Raw genomic sequence first — 17,836 nt, 5'->3', positions numbered from 1 at the left:
AGCACTCGCTGCACCAGGTCAGGGGTGTCAACCCGGCACGCTTTTCGCCGGGTTGACACCCCTGACCTGGTGTGGCTCGCTCTTGCCTCGGTTCGGGACGGGACCACCCCACCCGAACCGCACCACGCACGCAGCCGCAAGCCGCCGAACGCACCAGGCGTGCCATCAACCCGCTAACGGCGCTGGGCGGTCTTTGATCAGTTGGCGGGGTCCGGGGCAGAGCCCCGCGCCCGAAACAGGAACCCGAACGCACCAAGGCGACCACGGCGGGCCGCACCGCCGCTACACGACCTGGGTCTTGCTCTCCACCGGGAACTCGGCGCCGGGCGTGCAGTTGATCGGGTAGTCCGAGGTGGTCACCCAGATGTTGCCGGGCCGGAACTCGTACGCGCCCGGCTCCTCCGCCACGAACTCCGCGTGCCCACCGGTGAGCAGCACGTTCTTGCCGGTGAACACGAAGTTCGCGTTGACCAGCCCGTCCGCCTTCAGCTCGTGCTTGACCGGCCCGTCGACCTGCACGAACACGTGGCCGTGCACGTCGCCGACCGCGCGGTCCTTGATCGTCGGGTGCAGCGTGCGCAGGGTGAGCTCGATGTTCACGACCTCGCCGACCTTGACCTCGTCGGGCGTGGTGATGGTGATCTCGATGTCGCTCGCCTGCGGGTCGGGGATGCGCTCCGACGACGCCAGGTAGGTGAAACGTCCCATGGTTGTCCTCCAGTCCTCACCATTCGACCGGCAGGGCGAACGCCCCGCGCAGCCGTCGTTCGTCCTTCCACGGCACGTCCTGTGCCGGGACCGCCAACCTGATCTTGGGGAACCTGCTGGTCAGGGCACCGATCGCGGCGCGCATCTCGACCTTGGCCAGCTGGGCGCCGACGCAGTGGTGGGCGCCGTGGCCGAAGCCGAAGTGGGGGTTGTGGGTGCGGCCCAGGTCGAGCTGGTCGGCCTGCGGGAACACCTTGTCGTCGCGGTTGGCCGAGTTGAGCTCGATGAACACGGCGTCGCCCTTGCGGATCCGCACGCCGCCCAGTTCGAGGTCGGCCATGGCGATGCGCGGCACGTTGCCCGCCTCGCTGAGCAGCGGGCAGTAGCGCGACAGCTCCTCGATCGCGGTGTCGAGGATGCCGGGGTCGGCGAGCAGGCGGTTGAGCTGGTCGGGGTGCGTGAACAGGGTGTAGGCGAAGTTGCCGATCTGGTTCGCCGTCGTCTCGTAGCCGCCGATCAGCAGCGTGACGCCGAACAGGACCAGCTCCTCCTCGCTGAGCTTGTCGCCCTCGTCGCGGGCGGCGACCAGCATGCCGAGCATGTCGTCGGACGGCGTGCGGCGGCGTTGTTCGACGAGGTTCGCGATGTAGGCCATGACGTCGGCGAACGCCTGCTCGCTCTCCTGCGGGCTGACCGACGTGATCGCGACCATCGCGTCGGACCACTCGTGGAACTTGTCGCGGTCCTCCAGCGGCACGCCGAGCAGCTCGCAGATGACCGTCATCGGCAACGGGTAGGCGAGGGACTCCAGCAGGTCCGCCGGCGAGCCCTTCTCCTCCATGCGGTCGAGCAGCTCCGTGACGACCTGCTCGACGCGCGGCCGCAGCAGCTCGGTCTGCCGTGCCGTGAACGCCTTGTTGACCAGCTTGCGCAGCCGGGTGTGGTGCGGCGGGTCGAGGTCGATGATCGTCGGCGGGCCGGTGCGGACCTCGGGGTTGGGGCGCGGGCACTCCTTGCCGAACGCCTCGAAGCGGCTGAACCGCGGGTCGGTGAAGACGGTCTTGATGTCCTCGTGGCTGGTCACGAGCCACGCGTCGCCGCCGTAGGGCAGCCGCACGCGCGACACCGGCTCGGTGGCCCGCAGGTGCGCGAACGTGGGATCCAGGTGGAGCCCGGAGGCCGCGCTGAACGGGTAGTTCCTCGGTTCCTGCGCAGTCGTCATGTGTGTCCCCCTCTTGCTCAGATCTCGGTGCGGCCCAGCAGCTGTTCGCGGTGCGCCGTGAAGAAGTCGGCCAGTGAGGTGGCCGGACGGCCGGTGAGCCGGGGCACGGTGTGCGTGACGACGTCGAACCAGCCGGCCTCGGCGCAGGTCCAGAACTCGAACCCGGCCCGCAGCGCCTGCTCGGGAACGGCGGAGGTCAGGGCCTCCGGCAGCCGGGCGAGGTAGGTGTCCCAGTCGAGGCGGTCGCCCGGCTCGTGGGTGACGCGGCGGCCGGTGGCCTCGGTCAGGGCGTCGGCCACGCCGCCGTGGTCGAGGGCGGCCGGTCCCGAGACGTCGACGTACTGGCCCTCGTGCCCGCCCGCCGCGAGCAGCGCGGCACCGACCTCGGCGGAGTCCTCCCAGGTCACCCAGCCGACGTGGCCGCCGCCGTTCGAGGTGACGAGGCGACCGGACGCCACCGCTTCGGCCAGCGGCAACGTCATCAGCAGCACGTCGGGCTCGACGTTGAGCCTGACCACGGTGAACGGCACGCCCGACTCGGCCAGCGCCCGCTCGGTCGCGCCGTGCTCGGGCATCAGCGAGAGCGGGTGGCCGGGCTCGCCGGCGCGCACCATTGACTGGTAGAGCAGGTGCCCCGCGCCCGCCTTGGCCGCCGCCTCGAACGCGGTGCGGTGCAGCTCGGCGCGCCGGCCGAGGCTGCGCGCGCCCGTGGCGGACACGAGCACTCGCTCGGCGCCGTCGAACGCGGCGGTCAGCGAGGCCGGGTCGGTGAAGTCCCCGTACCGGACGACGACGCCCAGATCGGCGATCCGGTCGGGGGTGCGGGTGACGGCGACGATGCTGCTCGCGTCCACGCGTTCCCGCAGGCGTTCGACGGCCAGCCGCCCGAACCGCCCGGACGCCCCGGTGACGACGTACATTTGTTCCTCTCACCGGCGCGAAATAGCCCCGGGAATTCCCGGAAATCGTTCGCCCGAGGCTATCCGGGCCGCGGAAAGGCCCGGTACCCCTGACGATCACCCCTACAACCGCGCGATCCATTCGGAAACGGCGCGGGCGGCCGCGGGAGCGTGTTCCTCCATGACGGTGAAGTGGTCGCCGGGGACGTCGGCCACGGTGTCGGCGTACTTCCACGCGCTGCGCCAGTCCTCGGCCGTGCCGGACCAGGTGGGCACCCGCTCGCTCGCCCGCAGCAGCAGGGTCGGCACGGCCACCGCCGACGGCGTCCAGTCCAGGTCGAGGTAGCGGGCCATCGCGGTGAGCCAGGCGTCGCCCGCGTCCTCCGGCGGGCGGCGGCGGTCGTCGAGCAGTCCGCCGAGCAGGCCCGGCAGCACGGCGTCCGCGGTGTTCTCGCCGGACGGGTAGACGTCGATCAGCGCGATGCCGGCCGGGGCGAGGCCCAGCTGTTCCAGGCGGTTCGCGACCGCGTGCGCCACCAGGCCGCCGGACGAGTAGCCGACCAGCACGAACGGCTGCCGGCCCGCCTCCCGGCGCACGACGTCGGCCATCACCTCGGACACCGCCGCCGCGTCCGCCGGAACCCGTTGTCCCGCCACGAAACCGGGCTGCGGCAGCACCGAGACGTCCCGCTCGCCGCGCAGTGCCGCACCGAACCGGGCGAACTGGTGGGCACCGGACCTGCCGACGAACGGCGGGAAGCAGATCAGCCGCGGTGTCGCGGGACCGTGCGCGAGCTTGACCGGGTCGGGCAGCTCGCCGGCGTCCAGCGGGCCCTCGAACGACGTGCGGAACCCGGCGGTCTGCCGCAGCAGTCCCATGAACTCGCCCGATCGTCCCAGGTGGACGGACCGCTGGAAGAGCCCGACGATGCTGTCGCCGGGCGAGGCCTCGGCGGCCGGGGCCTCCGGCAGGCCGGCGAACTCCGCGGCCAGCCGCTGCGCGACGGTGACCGGTGTCGAGTCGTCCTCGATCAGCGTGGACCGCACCCGCAGGCCGGTCGCCGTGCTCAGCCGGTTGCGCAGCTCCACCAGCGACAACGAGTCGAAGCCCAGCTCGAACAGGCCCTTGGTGACGTCGACGGCGTCCGCACCGGCGTGGCCCAGCACGACGGCGGTGTGTTCGCGGACCAGGTCGAGCACGAGCTGGTCGCGGGTCTCGGCGGGGGCGTCGGCCAGCCGTTGTTCCAGCGACGCGGTCTCCACGACGGTCGCCGCCTGGCGGGGCGCGGTGCCGGCGACGTGGCGCAGCAACGGGGGAACGCCCTCCCCCGCTCTGGCGCGCACGGCGCCGAGGTCGAGCCGGACGGCCGCGACGACGGGCAGCGCGGTGTCCAGGGCGAGGTCGAACAGGTCCAGGCCGTGCCGGGTCGGCAGCGGGAGGATGCCGGAGCGCGCCAGCCGGTGCAGGTCGGTGGCGTCGAGGTCGCCGGTGATCGCGCTGCGGTCGGCCCACAGGCCCCAGGCGACCGACGTGGCGGGCAGACCGGCGGCCCGGCGGTGCCAGGCCAGTCCGTCGAGCACCGCGTTCGCCGCCGCGTAGTTCGCCTGTCCCGCACCGCCGAAGAGCCCCGACACCGATGAGAAGAGCACGAACGCGCCGAGGTCCCGCCCGGCCGACAGCTCGTGCAGGTGCACGGCCGAGTCCACTTTGGACCTCAGTACCCGGTCGACCTGGTCCGCCGTCATCGAGCCGACCACGGCGTCGTCGATCACGCCCGCCGTGTGCACGATCCCGGTGAGGTCGTCGATCCCGTCGAGCAGTCGGCGGGTCGCGTCGCGGTCGGCCAGGTCGCAGGCGACCACGTCGACCCGCGCGCCGAACCTGCCGAGCTCGGCGCACAGTTCCGTCATTCCCTCGGCGGCGGCACCGCGCCGTCCGGCCAGTACGAGCCGCCGCACTCCGCGTGCGGTGACGAGGTGCCGGGCGACGTGGCCGCCGAGCACGCCCGTGCCGCCGGTGACCAGCCAAGTCCCCACAGGGCCGGCGGCCGGGGGGATGGTCAGCACGATCTTGCCGACGTGCCGCGCCTGGCTCATGAACCGGAACGCCTCGCGGGCGTCGCGGATGTCCCACGCCCGCAAGGGAAGCGGCGACAGCACACCCGCCGCGAACAGCGCGAGCACCTCCCGCAGCATCTCGCCGAGCCGGTCCGGACCCGCCTCGTGCAGGTCGAACGGCCGGTACCGCACGCCCGGCACGGTCTCGCGCAGGTCGGTCTTGCCCATCTCCAGGAACCAGCCACCGGGCGCGAGCAGGCGCAGCGAGGCGTCGACGAACTCGCCCGCGAGGGAGTTGAGGACGATGTCGACCCCGCGGCCGCCGGTGACCGCGCGGAACTCGGACTCGAAGCCGAGCGTGCGGGAGGACGCGATGTGGTCGGCGGCGACCCCGGCGTCGCGCACCAGGGCCTGCTTGGCCGGGCTCGCCGTGGCGAAGACCTCCAGCCCGAGGTGGCGCGCGATCTGCACGGCCGCCATGCCGACACCGCCCGCGGCGGCGTGCACGAGGACGCGGGCACCGGGCTGCGCCTGCGCGAGACCGGCCAGGCCGAGGTACGCGGTCAGGAACACGACGGGCACGGACGCGGCCTGGGCGAACGACCAGCCGTCGGGCATCGGGGCGAGCAGCCGGTGGTCGGTGACCGCCACCGGGCCGAGCCCGTCGGTGAACAGGCCCAGCACCCGGTCCCCCGGCGCGACGCCGACGACGCCGGGGCCGACCTCGGTGACGACGCCCGCGCCCTCGCTGCCGAGCCGGCACTCGCCGGGGTACATGCCCAGCGCCATCAGGACGTCGCGGAAGTTGAGGCCGGTGGCGCGCACGGCCACGGCGACCTCGCCCGCGCCGAGCGGGGTGGTGGCGGCCGGGTTGGCGACGACCGCCAGGTTCTCCAGCGATCCGGTGGCGGTGACGTGCACCCGCCAGGCGCGGCCCAGCTCGTCCGGCACCTCCAGGCCGGGAGTCCGAAGTGGACTCAACCGGGGTGTGAGCAGTTGTCCCGCTCGTACCGCGACCTGGGGCTCACCGCTCGCCAGCACGTCGTCGAGGCAGTCCTCGACGGCGCCGTCCACGTCGGCCAGCACGAACCGTCCGGCGTTCTCGGTCTGCGCCGACCGCACGAGGCCCCACACGGCGGCCTGCGCGACGTCCGGGACGTCCTCGCCCACGCTCGTCGCGACCGCTCCCCTGGTCACCACGACGAGCCGGGACGAGGCGAACCGCTCGTCGGCGAGCCAGGTCCGGAGGGTTCCGTGCACACCGTGCGCGGCCGCGTGGACGTCGGTGACGAGATCGTCCTGGCCGGGTTCGCAGACCAGCACGACCACCTCGGGAACCGTTGCCAGTCCGGCAAGTCCGGCGCGGCCGAGAACCGTCCACAGTGGCCTGGCGGAGGTCTGGAGGGTGACCGGCGCCCAGTCGAGCTGGTAGACGTGGTCGGGCCGGGACGCGAGCTTGGCGGGAGACACCGACCGCAGCTCCAGCCCGGCGACCGTGAGCACCGGCGCGCCGCTCGGGTCCGCGGCGGACACGGCCACCGTGCCCGGTCCGGTCGGCGTGATCCGGACGCGCAGCACGGACGCACCGGTCGCGTGCAGCGTCACGCCGGACCACGCGAACGGCACGAGCGCCTCGCCGGGCTTGGCCTCGGTCATCTCCAGCGGCACCAGGTGCAGCGCGGCGTCCATCAGCGCCGGGTGCAGGCCGAACCCGCTCGCCTCGTTGCGCAGGTGTCCCGGCAGCGCGACCTCGCCGAGCAGGTCGTCACCGTGCCGCCACGCGGCCCGCACACCCTGGAACGCCGGGCCGTAGTTGTTGCCCTGACCGGCCAGCCGCGGATAGGCGTCGGCGAGGTCGACCGGGACCGCTCCCGACGGCGGCCAGCTCTCGCCGGCGGCGCAGTTGTTGCGCGGCCCGGGAACGGCGAACCCGCGCGCGTGCGAGGTCCACGGCGTCCCTTGGGCGGCCTGGTCGAGCCGCGAGAACACCTCGACCGGACGGCGTCCGCCGTTGTCGGGCACCCCCAGCCGGACCTGGATCATCACGTGGTCGTCCTCGGCCAGCACCAGCGGCCGTTCGAGGACGAGCTCCTCCAGCAGGTCGCAGCCGGTCTCAGCGGCCGCGGCGACCGCCAGCTCGACGAACGTGGTCCCCGGCAGCACCAGCGCGGAGCCGACGCGGTGGTCGGCGAGCCACGGGTGCGTCCTGGGCGACATGGGACCGGTGAACACCAGCTCCTGCGTGTCGGCGAGCTCGACCTTGTGGCCCAGCAACGCCGTCCGCGCGGACAGCACGGTCTGGCCTGCGGTCACGGTCTCCGGCAGCTCGAGCCAGTACCGGCGCCGCTGGAACGCGTAGGTCGGCAGGTCGACACGGCCGCGCGCGGGCACCAGCTCGGCCCAGTCGACGCGCTGGCCCGCGACGTGCAGGCCCGCCAGCGCCGCCGTCAGCGCGGCGGGTTCGGACCGGTCGCGGCGCAGCAGCGGCAGGATGACGGTCTCGTCGGCGCTGTCGGCCACGCAGTCGGCGGTCATCGCGGACAGCACGCGGTCGGGCCCCAGCTCGACGAACCGGCTGACGCCCTCGCCGAGCAGGAACCGGATGCCGTCGTGGAAGCCGACCGGCTGCCGGACGTGCGCGGCCCAGTACTCGGGCGTGCAGACGGTCTCGGCGAGCGCGGGGCCGCCGGTCACGTTCGACACCATCGGGATCCGCGGCGGTGCGAAAGCCAGTTCTTCCAGCACGGACTGGAACTCCGCGAGGATCGGTTCCATGTGCGGCGAGTGGAAGGCGTGCGAGACCCGCAGCCGCGTCGTCTTCACGCCCTGCTCGCGCCAGTGGTCGGCCAGCCGCAGCACGACGTCCGTGTCGCCGGAGATCACCGTCGACTCCGGGCCGTTCACCGCGGCCACCGACACGCTGTCGGCCAGGTCCCGCAACGACTCCAGCACGACCTCGCGGCTCGCCCCGATGGCGACCATCGTCCCGGACGCCGGCGCCTGCTGCATCAGCCTGCCGCGCGCGACCACGAGCCGGGCCGCGTCGGACAGCGACAGCACCCCGGCGACGTGCGCGGCGGTCACCTCGCCGACCGAGTGGCCCGCCACGAAGTCCGGCCGCACGCCGAACGACTCCAGCAGCCGCACCAGCGCGACGCCGAACGCGAACAGCGCGGGCTGCGCCCACTGGGTCTGGTCGAGCACGGACCCGTCGGCGACCACGTCGGTGAGAGGGCGTTCCAGCAACGGGTCCAGCACGGCGCAGACCTCGTCCCACGCCCGCGCGAACGACGGGAACTCGCGGTGCAGCTCCCGGCCCATGCCCACGCGCTGCGACCCCTGTCCGGAGAACAGGAACCCGGTGAGGCCCTGGAGGACCTTGCCGCGCACGACGTCCGCGTTCGGCGCGTCCTCCGCGAGGGACGACAGGCCGGCGAGCAGGTCCGCGCGGTCCTGGCCCAGCACGACCGCGCGGTGGGCCATGGCCGACCTGGTCGACGCGAGGGCGGCCGCGACCCGCACGGGATCGGTGTCCGGTGCGGCGGTCACGAAGTCGCGCAGCCGGGCGGCCTGGCCCCGCACCGCGCCGGGGTCGGCGGCCGACACGAGCCACGGCGTCAGGACGGGGCGCGCCACCGGGTCTTCCGCGAGTGCGGCAGGCTCGGGTTGTTCGATGATCACGTGGGCGTTCGTGCCGCTGACCCCGAACGCGGACACGGCCGCGCGGCGCGGACGGCCGTTCCGCGTCCACTCCTGAGCTCGCGTGAGCAGCCGGACCGCGCCCGCGTCCCAGTCGACGTGCTGGGACGGCCGGTCGACGTGCAGGGTCTTCGGCAGCAGCCCGTGCCGCATCGCCATGACCATCTTGATGATCCCGGCGATCCCGGCGGCGGCCTGGGTGTGGCCGATGTTGGACTTGATGGACCCCAGCCACAGCGGCGTCTCGCGGTCCTGGCCGTAGGTCGCGAGCAGCGCCTGCGCCTCGATCGGGTCGCCGAGCGTGGTACCGGTGCCGTGCGCCTCGACCGCGTCGACGTCCGAAGTGGACAGTCCGGCGTCGGCGAGCGCCCTGCGGATCACGCGTTGCTGCGACGGCCCGTTCGGTGCGGTGAGACCGTTGGACGCGCCGTCCTGGTTCACCGCGCTGCCGCGGACGACCGCGAGGACCTGGTGACCGTTGCGCTGGGCGTCCGACAACCGTTCCAGCAGCAGGACTCCGACGCCCTCGCCCCAACCGGTGCCGTCGGCGGCGTCCGCGAAGGCCTTGCAGCGGCCGTCCTTCGCCAGGCCGCGCTGCCGGCTGAACTCCAGGAACACGCCGGGGCTCGACATCACCGTCGCCCCGGCCACCAGTGCGAGCGTGCACTCGCCGCGCCGCAGGGCCTGCCGGGCGAGGTGCAGCGCCACGAGTCCCGACGAGCAGGCGGTGTCGACCGTCATCGCCGGGCCCTCCAGCCCGAACGCGTAGGCCACCCGGCCGGACGCGGCACTGGTGAGGCTGCCGATCAGGCGTTTGCCGGCGACGTCGCCCATCGCCTGGTGCGGGCGCGGGCCGTAGTCCTCGTAGGCCAGGCCGACGTAGACGCCGGTCTGGCTGCCGCGCAGCGTCGCCGGGTCGATCCCGCTGCTCTCCAAAGCCTCCCAGGAGGTTTCGAGCAGCAGGCGTTGCTGGGGGTCCATCGCGAGCGCCTCGCGCGGCGAGATGCCGAAGAAGCCGGCGTCGAACTCGCCGGCCTCGTGCAGGAAGCCGCCTTCCCTGGTGTAGCAGCGGCCGGCGGCCGGGTCGGGGTCGTAGATCGCGTCCAGGTCCCAGCCGCGGTCGGCGGGGAACTCGGTGACGGCGTCCCGTTCCGCCTCGACCAGCCGCCACAGGTCGTCGGGCGAGGCGATGCCGCCGGGGTAGCGGCAGCTCATGCCGACGACCGCGACCGGCCCGTCGTCGGCCTGCGGCGCCGCCGTCTCCTGGTCGGCGGAGCGCACGCCGGTGAGCAGGGTGCGCAGGTGCGACGCGAGCGCGACCGGGGTCGGGTGGTCGAACAGGATCGTGGCGGGCAGGGCGAGCCCGAGCGCCTCGCCGACGCGTTCGCGCAGGCGGGCCGCGGTGGCGCGGTAGAAGCCGAGGCGGCGGAACGGTGCCTCGGGGTCGAGCCGGTGGGCCGTGGTGTCGCCGAGCACGTCCGCCGCCAGCGCGCGGACCGCGTCGAGGACGATCCTGTCCTGTTCGGACGGTGCGCGTCCGTCGAGGCGGGCGCGCAGGCCCTCCGTCCCGAAGACGTCCCTGGTTCCAGTCATTCGGCATCCCCCGGCCGCTGTCGAAGTTGTCGGTGTGCGCCGGCCGCGGTCAGAACGGGTACGCCGCCGGCACGTCCCGGCTGGTCAGCCACCGCCACTGGGTGAACTCGTCCCAGCTGTGCAGCGCGCCGTACCTGCTGCCGTTGCCGGAGCCGCCGCGTCCCCCGAACGGCACGTAGGCGTTGTCGTCGACCGTCTGCGCGTTGACGTGCACGATCGCGGTGGTGAGGCGTTCGGCCAGTGCGGCGCCGCGGGCCACGTCCCCGGTCTGCACGGCGGCGACCAGGCCGTAGTCGGTGCCGTTGGCCACGGCGACGGCCTCGTCCTCGTCGCGCACCACGACCACGGGCGCCACCGGGCCGAAGATCTCCTCGGTCCACGCGGGCATGTCCGCGGTCACGCCGCCGAGCACGGTCGGCCGGTAGAACAGGCCCTCGTGCGTGCCGCCGGTGTGCAGGGTCGCGCCCGCGGCGATGGTGTCCCGCACGATCTGGTCGACGCGCTGGAGCTGGCGTTCGTTGATCAACGGGCCGAGGTCGGCGTCGGTCGTCCACGGGTCGCCGACGCGCAGGGCCGTGGCGCGTTCGACGAGGCAGTCCAGGTACTCGTCGGCGACGTCCTCGAGGACGATGTGCCGCCCGGCGGTCATGCAGATCTGGCCCTGGTGGAAGAACGAGCCGAACGCGCCCGCGCTGCTCGCCGCCGCCACGTCGGCGTCGTCCAGGACGATGAGGGCGTTGTTGCCGCCCAGTTCCAGCGACATCCGCTTGAGCGCCCCGCCCGCCGCGGCGCCGACCTGGCGGCCCACCGCGGTCGAGCCGGTGAACGCGATCATGGCGACGTCGGGGTCGGTGGTGAGGGCCGCGCCGGGACCCGCGTCGCCGGGCAGCACGTGCAGGACGCCCTCGGGCAGTCCCGCCTTCTCGAACAGGGCGGCGAGCAGGAGCCCGCCGGCCACCGGGGTGTTCACGTCGGGCTTGAGCACCACGGCGTTGCCGAGCGCGAGAGCGGGCGCGACCGCTCGGGTGGCGAGCAGGAGCGGGAAGTTCCACGGGCTGATCACACCGACGACGCCGAGCGGCACCCGTCGTGCGGTGCTGCGCTGGCCGCGTTCGGAGGGCAGCAGGTGGCCGTGCGGGTGCGTGGGCAGCGACGAGGCCACCCACAGTTCGTCCACAGTGGATCCGGTCTCGGCCTCGGCCTTGCCAGAGACCGCGCCGCCTTCGCGGACGAGCCAGCGCGAGACCTCGGCGCGGTGCTCGGTCAGCAGTTGTGCTGCTCTGCGCAGCACGGCGGCGCGTTCGGTGGCCGGGGTCTCGGCCCAGGTGGGTTGCCTCCGCGCGGCCAGTGCCGCCGCGGCGCGGATGTCGTGCCGGTTCGCCAGGCCGACGGTGATCAACGGTTGCCCGGTCGCGGGTTCGGTGATCTCGGCGGTGCCGCCGTGCGAGGTGGTCCAGCCGCCGCTGAACACCTTGCCGCGCACCAGGTCCTCGTCGAGGAGCCCGGTCCTGCTCTCCACGGCGGTCATGCGCTGAACCTCGCGACCTTGCCCAGCACGTCCGCGCTGTAGAGGCGCAACGCCTGGGTGAGCGCGAACTCCGCCACGTACTCGCGGAACTGGTCCACGGGTTCGTCGGCGTGGTTGAGCATCCGCCGGTTGGGTGCGACGGCGGGGCTCGCGAGCATCTCCGCGGCACGGTCGACGGCCGCGTCCATGTCACGCGGGTCGGCGACGTCGTCCACGAGCAGCCGGGCGTCCGGTTCGCTCGCCCAGACCTTGCGGCCGCCCAGCACGATCTGCCGGGCCATGCGGCTGCCGACGGCCCGCGTCAGCCGCAGGTTCGCGAGGCCCGGCACGATGCCCTCCTGGGCGGCGGGCAGGCTGAGGTAGGCGTCGGAGGCGGCTACGACGTGGTCCATCACGAGCAGCAGCTGCATGCCACCGCCGATCGCGAAGGTGTCGACGCCCGCCACCCACGGCTTCTCGATCCGCTGCCCGAGCCCGTCGTCGGTCCGCACGCCGCGCACGAGCTTGCTGATGAACCCCAGCTCCCGGCCGAGCAGGAAGTCGACGAACGAGATCTTGCCGCCGTGCAGGTGCTTGAGGTTGATGCCGGCGCTGAACACCCGCCGTCCGGCGTAGCGCGGATGCGTCATCACCCCGCCGCGCAGCACGCCCACGTGCGAGCTGTCGTCGAGCAGCACGAGGTCGACCGCGGTCTCCAGGTCCGCGGTGAGCTCGTTGTCCTCGGCGTTGAGGCAGTGGGTGTTCGTGATCGTCACGTGCGCGACGCCGTTCCGGCGGTCGATGCGCAGGGTGTCCAGCACGAGCGCACCGGAGACGCGGAAGTCCGGCAGCAGCGCCAGAGCGCGGCCGGTGGGCCGCAGCATGCTGTCGACCAGGTGCCGGCCGGCGGTGGGGTGGCGCAGCACGTGCCGGAAGAAGATGCCCTGGTCGATCTCCCCGCCCTCCTTCTGGTGCTGGGCCAGGGAGGACTCGGCGGCGAGCTCGCCGGCCGTGGGCACCAGGCCGGGAAACCGTTGCGCCGCCTGGAGGACCAGCTCGGCGATGCGCGGCCTGCTCGTGCGCCCGCCGGTCAGCTCGTCGTAGACCTCACCGGCGTGCCGGTCCAGGAACCGGTCGCGCAGCCGGCGGGACGCGTGGTGCACCTCGTCGGCCAGGGCGACCTGCGCCGCCGTGCGGTCCATCTTGGACGGCAGCGCGGCCAGGTCCCGTGCGCCCTCGCTGGTGAACTGCTCCAGCGCACGCGCGTCCGTGGTGAGGGAGGTGGAGGCTTCGGTGATCACCGCGCCGGCTCCCCCTCGCCCTGGCGCAGCGTCCGGTCGCACGCGGCCAGGTGCGCGCCCAGCGACTCCTCGAAGCTCGTGGTCGCCGCGTCCAGCACCAGCCGGCGCCGGATCGCGGCCTCGGCGCCGCCGTCCCCTGCCGCCTTGACCTGGGCGGCCTTCACCAGCGCTGCCTTCACCTGGGCCGCCTTGTCCCTGGCGGCCGCGAGCGGGTCCGCCGCGATCTCGTCGATCAGCTTGCGCTCCACGGCTTCCAGGGCGGTGAGCTCCTGGGGGAACAGCACGAGCCTGCGCGCTTCCCGCACGCCGAGCTGGGTCGTCATCCGGTGCACGGCCATGCCGGGCCACACCTGGCCGGAGTCGCACAGCGGCGGCGCCACGGACGCGTCCTGCGCCGCGATGCGGTAGTCGCACGCCAGCACCAGGTCGAGCGCCCCGCCGCCGCAGCGGCCGGTCACCACGGCGATCGTCACGGCACCGAGCCGTTCCAGCCGGCGCAGCACCTGCTCCCACCGGTTCACGTGCACGATCTCGGTGGCACCGGGCCACACCCGGTCCGCCGGCGGCGTGTCACCCCCCTCGAGGTGCACCACCACCGCACCGGGACGGAGGTCCTCCGCCGCGTCCACCAGACCGGCGAGGTCCGCGACGAGCGAGGATGCCAGGGCCGCCGAGGTGTCGACGCGGACGACGAGGCCCGCGTCTCCCGGCCGCGCGGTCGTAACAGAAATCGAAGACAAAGCCCCCGCCACCTCACTCGCCGAACGAAACCGAAGGTCAGTACCGGACCAGGGCCGTCTCGATGGTCGAACCCGGTCCCATGGTCATCAGGACGCCGTAGTCGCCGGGCTCGACGCGTCCTTCGTCGAGCAGGCGCTCCAGGGAGAACAGGAAGGACCCGCTGGACACGTTGCCGTAGTCCCGCAGGATGCTCGTGGTGTGCCGGACGTCGTGCCTGGTCAGCCCCAGGTTGATCATCACGGAGTCGATGACCTTCTTGCCGCCGGAGTGGATGATCCAGTGCTGGACGTCGCTGCGCCGCACGTCGGTGCCGACGAGCAGCCTGCCGATCACGTCCTCGACGTGCGCGCCGACGACGTAGGGCACCTCGCGGTCGAGGAAGAAGCTGAACTTGCCGTGCGCGTCGTCCCAGTCGTAGCGCATCGCCTCGACGGCCTCGGGGATGATGCAGCTCGCGAACTTGAGGATCTCGGGCCCGGTGCGGACCGGTTCCTCCTCTGCCGTCACCGCGATCGCCGCGGCGCCGTCGCCGAAGAGGCTGTTGACCACCGAGCTGCGCATGGTGCCGTCGAAGACGTACGCCGCCGAGCAGGCCTCGACGCAGATCATCACGGCGAGCTTGCCCGCGTGCGTGGACGCCCAGCCGTTGACGGAGTTGAGCGCGTTGAGCCCGGCGTTGCAGCCCATGCCGACCACGTCGATGCGGCTCACCTCCGGCGACAGGCCCAGCTCCCTGATCAGCAGGGCGGTGAAGCCGGGGGTGAGGAAGCCGGTCGACGAGACGCAGCACAGGTGGGCGACGTCGGCGAGGTCGGCCCTCGCGTCCTTCAGGCACGCCTGCAACGCGCGGGCGGCCATCTCGATGCCCTGTTCGCGGTGCTTGGCCAGCAGCTGACCCTGCGACTCGACCGCGCGCCCGTCGGGTGTCTCGGCGGGCAGCGTCAGGTAGCGCCGGTCGATGGCGCTGTTCTCGAAGACCGACCGGATCTTGGGGTCCTGGATGCCGAAGATGTCGAGGATCTGCCGCTGGGTGTAGCTGGTCTCGGGCACGGAGGTGCCCACGCCCACGATTCGGGCGGCCGTGGCCGCGCGTGTCTCGACCTGCGTCGTCATGTGCCGCTCCGAAAGGGGTGGATGGACCGGGCCTCAGGCGCTGACGCCCTGCGGGAACGAGAACAGCCCTGCCGGGTCCCAGGCCTTCTTCACCTCGGCCAGCCGGGCGTGGTTCTCGCCGTAGTACGACCACTGCCAGTCCACGAGGGCCGGGTCGGGGTAGTTCACGTAAGAATGCCCGTTGGACAACGGGTCGAGCACCGAGAATCCGGTTCCGACCCATTCCTCGGCGGCCAGCACGTATTCTTCGTCGTAATCGAGATCGGGACTCTGCCCGCCCAGCGCGAATTTCCCGAGGAACTGCGCGTCGCGGTGCACGTACGCGGTTTCGGTGCTGCTCACGTCGTTCGCGGCACCACCGAGGGACATCAGCGCGAAGTAGCGGAACTGGTTCGCCCGCCGGTCCTGCGCGAACACGCCCAGCGCCTCGCCGAGGGAATGCCTGCTCATCGGCTCGGCGAACAACCGGTGCCGTTCGCGCTGGAACGGCTGCCGCGGCAGGACGGCCTCGGGGTTGTCCCCGGCGCGACGACGCTGCCGCGCGGACATCCCCTCGACCCGGTAGAGCTGGTACATCGCCTGCTCGTACGGGAGCTCCCCCACGGCACGCAGCTGGGGCGCGGCGACCTGGCAGAGCTCGTCGAGCGCCGCGTTCGCCTCCGCCTCGGAGCCCAGGTACGCGCCGTGCATGAACACCGCCGGTTCGGCACCGGGGGCCGCGTCGACCAGCAGCGCGCCGATCTCCGACGACAGCCCGCGCGAGGCGGCCGCCGACCAGTGCTGCCAGCGTTCCAGCAGGTCGAGGGCGTGGTCCCAGGCCCAGGACAGGGTGAAGTTCGTGATCACCGGCACGGACACCGGGCGGACCTCGAAGCCCGTGACGATGCCGAAGTTGCCGCCACCGCCGCCGCGCAACGCCCAGAACAGGTCGGCGTTCTCGTCCTCCGCCGCCCGCACGAGGCGGCCGTCCGCGGTGACCAGGTCGACCGACTCGACGTGGTCGCTGGCCGGGCCGTGCGACCGGGTCTGCCAGCCGATCCCGCCGCCCAGGAGGTAGCCGCCCATGCACACGGTCGGGCAGATCCCCGTGACCACCTGCTGCCCGTGCGGCTGGAGCGCGGCGACCACCTCGACGGCCGGCGCGCCGGGACCGAGTGCCACCGTCGCGCCGCCGCCGCGGACGTGGTCGAGCCGGGAGGTGTCGATCACCAGGCCGTCCGTCGTGGACCAGCCGGCGAAGTTGTGGCGACCGCTGCGGGGTGCGACGGAGAGTCCGTGCTCGGCGGCGAAGGTGACGGCCGCCTGCACGTCCGCGGCGGTGGCGCAGAACGCGACCGCTTCCGGGCGGACCCGGTCGTACTCGGCGATCTGCAGCTGCCGCGCGGTGTCGTAGCCGGCGTCGGCGGGCAGCGTGAGCTCGCCGCTCAGCCTGCCGCGCAACGCCTCCCAGGCCGTGCTCACGCGACGGAGGTTTTGCTGTCGGCCGCGATCTCGTCCTTGGGCACGCAGACGATCGGGTAGTCGGGGGTGACCACGTCGACCCGGCCGGCGGCGAACGTGTAGGTGCCGGCCACCTCGGCGACGAACTCGGCGTGGCCGCCGGTGAGCAGCACGGCGTGGCCGCCGACGACGCGGTTGGCGTTGGTCAGGCCCTTGGCCGTGATCTCGGTCTGCACGGCACCGCCGACGGTGATCGTGAGGTCGCCGGTGATCGCGCGGGCCGGGAGGCTCTTGCGGGTCGGGTCCAGGGTCTGGAGCGTGACCTCGACGTTCACCACGTCGCCCACCGCCACCTCGTCCGCGGTGGTGATGGTGATCTCCAGGTCGGCGACCTCGGGTTCGCGGTCCGCGGCCGACTGGGACAGGTAGGTGAAACGACCCATGTCTTCAATCCTTCGCTCGAACAATGCGCAATTCGAGATTCCCTGAATCCGTTTTCGACCATACTGGAGGACCATGGGGCTGACACCCCCTTACCGGGACCCCTCAAGCGGGGATTCGCGCACCCCTAGCGGGCACCCCTAAAAATGTTCGCGACGAACCGCGCGCGGTAATCTCGCCTTTCGGTCCGCATTCACCGGGGAGAAAGCCGTGAACCGAGTCCGCTACGAGAAACAGGGCCGCGTCGCCCGCGTCACGCTCGACCGGCCGGCGGTGCTGAACGCGATGGACCTCGCCACGCACGCCGAGCTCGCCGAGGTCTGGAACGACTTCGAACGCGACGACGAGCTGTGGGTCGCGGTGCTCACCGGTGCCGGGGAGAGGTCGTTCTCCGTCGGCCAGGACCTGACCGAGCTCGTCGCGCGGACGCGGGAGGGCACGGCGGCGCCGTCGACGTTCGGCAGCAGGGGCAAACCGGGCTGGCCACGGCTCACCGAACGGTTCGAGCTGGCCAAACCCGTGGTGGCGCGGGTGAACGGGTACGCGTTCGGCGGCGGGTTCGAGCTGGCGCTGGCCTGCGACGTCGTGGTGGCGGCCGAGCACGCGACGTTCGCGTTGCCGGAGGCCAGGCTCGGGCTGATCGCCGGGGCCGGTGGCGTGTTCCGGCTGACCAGGCAGCTCCCGGTCAAGACCGCGGTGGGTCACCTGATCACCGGCCGCCGGCTGAGCGCGGCGCGGGCGTACGAACTGGGGCTGGTCAACGAGGTCGTGCCGGCGGAGGAGCTGGACGACGCGGTCGACGGCTGGGTGCGGGACATCCTGCGGTGCGCGCCGCTCGCGGTCCGTGCGATCAAGGAGGCGGCGGCCACCGCGGCGACGCTGCCGTTGGACCGCGCGTTCGCGACCCGGTACGTGTGGGAGGAGAAGCGGATGCACAGCGAAGACGCGCTGGAAGGCCCGCTGTCCTTTGTGGAGAAACGGGAACCGGAGTGGCGCGGGCGCTGACCCCCCACCCCCCCCCGCCCCGACCCCACCCCCCCCCTTACCCAACAAACAAACCACTCCCCACACCCCCAGCTCCATTCTTCCCTACCCCCCCCGCCTTCCCCCTCTC

11 protein-coding genes are annotated in these 17,836 nt (G+C 72.8%); 1 reads left to right on the top strand and 10 read right to left on the bottom strand.

The annotated features are described in order from the left end of the window. Positions 1–282: 282 nt before the first annotated feature. The 10 genes from ACFWV3_RS28235 to ACFWV3_RS28190 all read right to left on the bottom strand — a co-directional run bounded on the left by ACFWV3_RS28235 (position 283) and on the right by ACFWV3_RS28190 (position 16,724). Positions 283–708, bottom strand: a complete 426-nt coding sequence (locus ACFWV3_RS28235) for a hypothetical protein (protein WP_382415365.1) — start codon at positions 706–708, stop codon at positions 283–285. A 16-nt stretch (positions 709–724) separates the two neighbouring features. Then, positions 725–1,930 carry a cytochrome P450 gene (locus tag ACFWV3_RS28230; RefSeq protein WP_382415363.1) on the bottom strand — a complete coding sequence of 402 codons (1,206 nt, stop codon included), beginning with the start codon at positions 1,928–1,930 and terminating at the stop codon, positions 725–727. Positions 1,931–1,947: 17 nt separating this feature from the next. Next, positions 1,948–2,850, bottom strand: a complete 903-nt coding sequence (locus ACFWV3_RS28225; RefSeq protein WP_382415361.1) for an NAD(P)H-binding protein — start codon at positions 2,848–2,850, stop codon at positions 1,948–1,950. Between the two features lie 102 nt (positions 2,851–2,952). Then, positions 2,953–10,179, bottom strand: a complete 7,227-nt coding sequence (locus tag ACFWV3_RS28220) for an SDR family NAD(P)-dependent oxidoreductase (protein WP_382415359.1) — start codon at positions 10,177–10,179, stop codon at positions 2,953–2,955. A 49-nt stretch (positions 10,180–10,228) separates the two neighbouring features. Next, positions 10,229–11,707 carry an aldehyde dehydrogenase family protein gene (locus ACFWV3_RS28215; RefSeq protein ID WP_382415357.1) on the bottom strand — a complete coding sequence of 493 codons (1,479 nt, stop codon included), beginning with the start codon at positions 11,705–11,707 and terminating at the stop codon, positions 10,229–10,231. Then, on the bottom strand, positions 11,704–12,987 hold the full coding sequence (dpgC, locus tag ACFWV3_RS28210; RefSeq protein WP_382415355.1) for a (3,5-dihydroxyphenyl)acetyl-CoA 1,2-dioxygenase DpgC: 1,284 nt from the start codon (positions 12,985–12,987) through the stop codon (positions 11,704–11,706). Before dpgC ends, ACFWV3_RS28215 begins: the two co-directional genes overlap by 4 nt. After that, entirely contained in the window at positions 12,984–13,727 is a 744-nt protein-coding gene (gene dpgB / locus ACFWV3_RS28205) for an enoyl-CoA-hydratase DpgB (protein ID WP_382415353.1), read from the bottom strand. The genes dpgC and dpgB overlap by 4 nt, the downstream gene beginning before the upstream one ends. Positions 13,728–13,764: 37 nt before the next feature. After that, entirely contained in the window at positions 13,765–14,841 is a 1,077-nt protein-coding gene (gene dpgA, locus ACFWV3_RS28200) for a 3,5-dihydroxyphenylacetyl-CoA synthase DpgA (protein WP_382415351.1), read from the bottom strand. 33 nt (positions 14,842–14,874) lie between these two features. After that, complete coding sequence (locus tag ACFWV3_RS28195; protein WP_382415349.1) at positions 14,875–16,302, bottom strand: FAD-binding oxidoreductase; 1,428 nt, start codon at positions 16,300–16,302, stop codon at positions 14,875–14,877. Continuing rightward, on the bottom strand, positions 16,299–16,724 hold the full coding sequence (locus tag ACFWV3_RS28190) for a hypothetical protein (protein ID WP_382415347.1): 426 nt from the start codon (positions 16,722–16,724) through the stop codon (positions 16,299–16,301). The genes ACFWV3_RS28195 and ACFWV3_RS28190 overlap by 4 nt, the downstream gene beginning before the upstream one ends. Before the next feature lie 208 nt (positions 16,725–16,932). Here ACFWV3_RS28190 and dpgD point away from each other — a divergent pair, with 208 nt between their 5' ends. After that, a complete protein-coding gene (gene dpgD / locus ACFWV3_RS28185; RefSeq protein WP_382415345.1) occupies positions 16,933–17,727 on the top strand; it encodes an enoyl-CoA-hydratase DpgD in 795 nt (264 codons plus the stop codon). Positions 17,728–17,836 lie beyond the last annotated feature (109 nt).

The sequence above is a fragment of the Lentzea sp. NPDC059081 genome (assembly GCF_042738015.1).
Lineage (GTDB): Bacteria > Actinomycetota > Actinomycetes > Mycobacteriales > Pseudonocardiaceae > Lentzea.
Note: the sequence above shows the minus strand (reverse complement) of the source record. Positions and strands in the feature narration are given on the sequence as shown.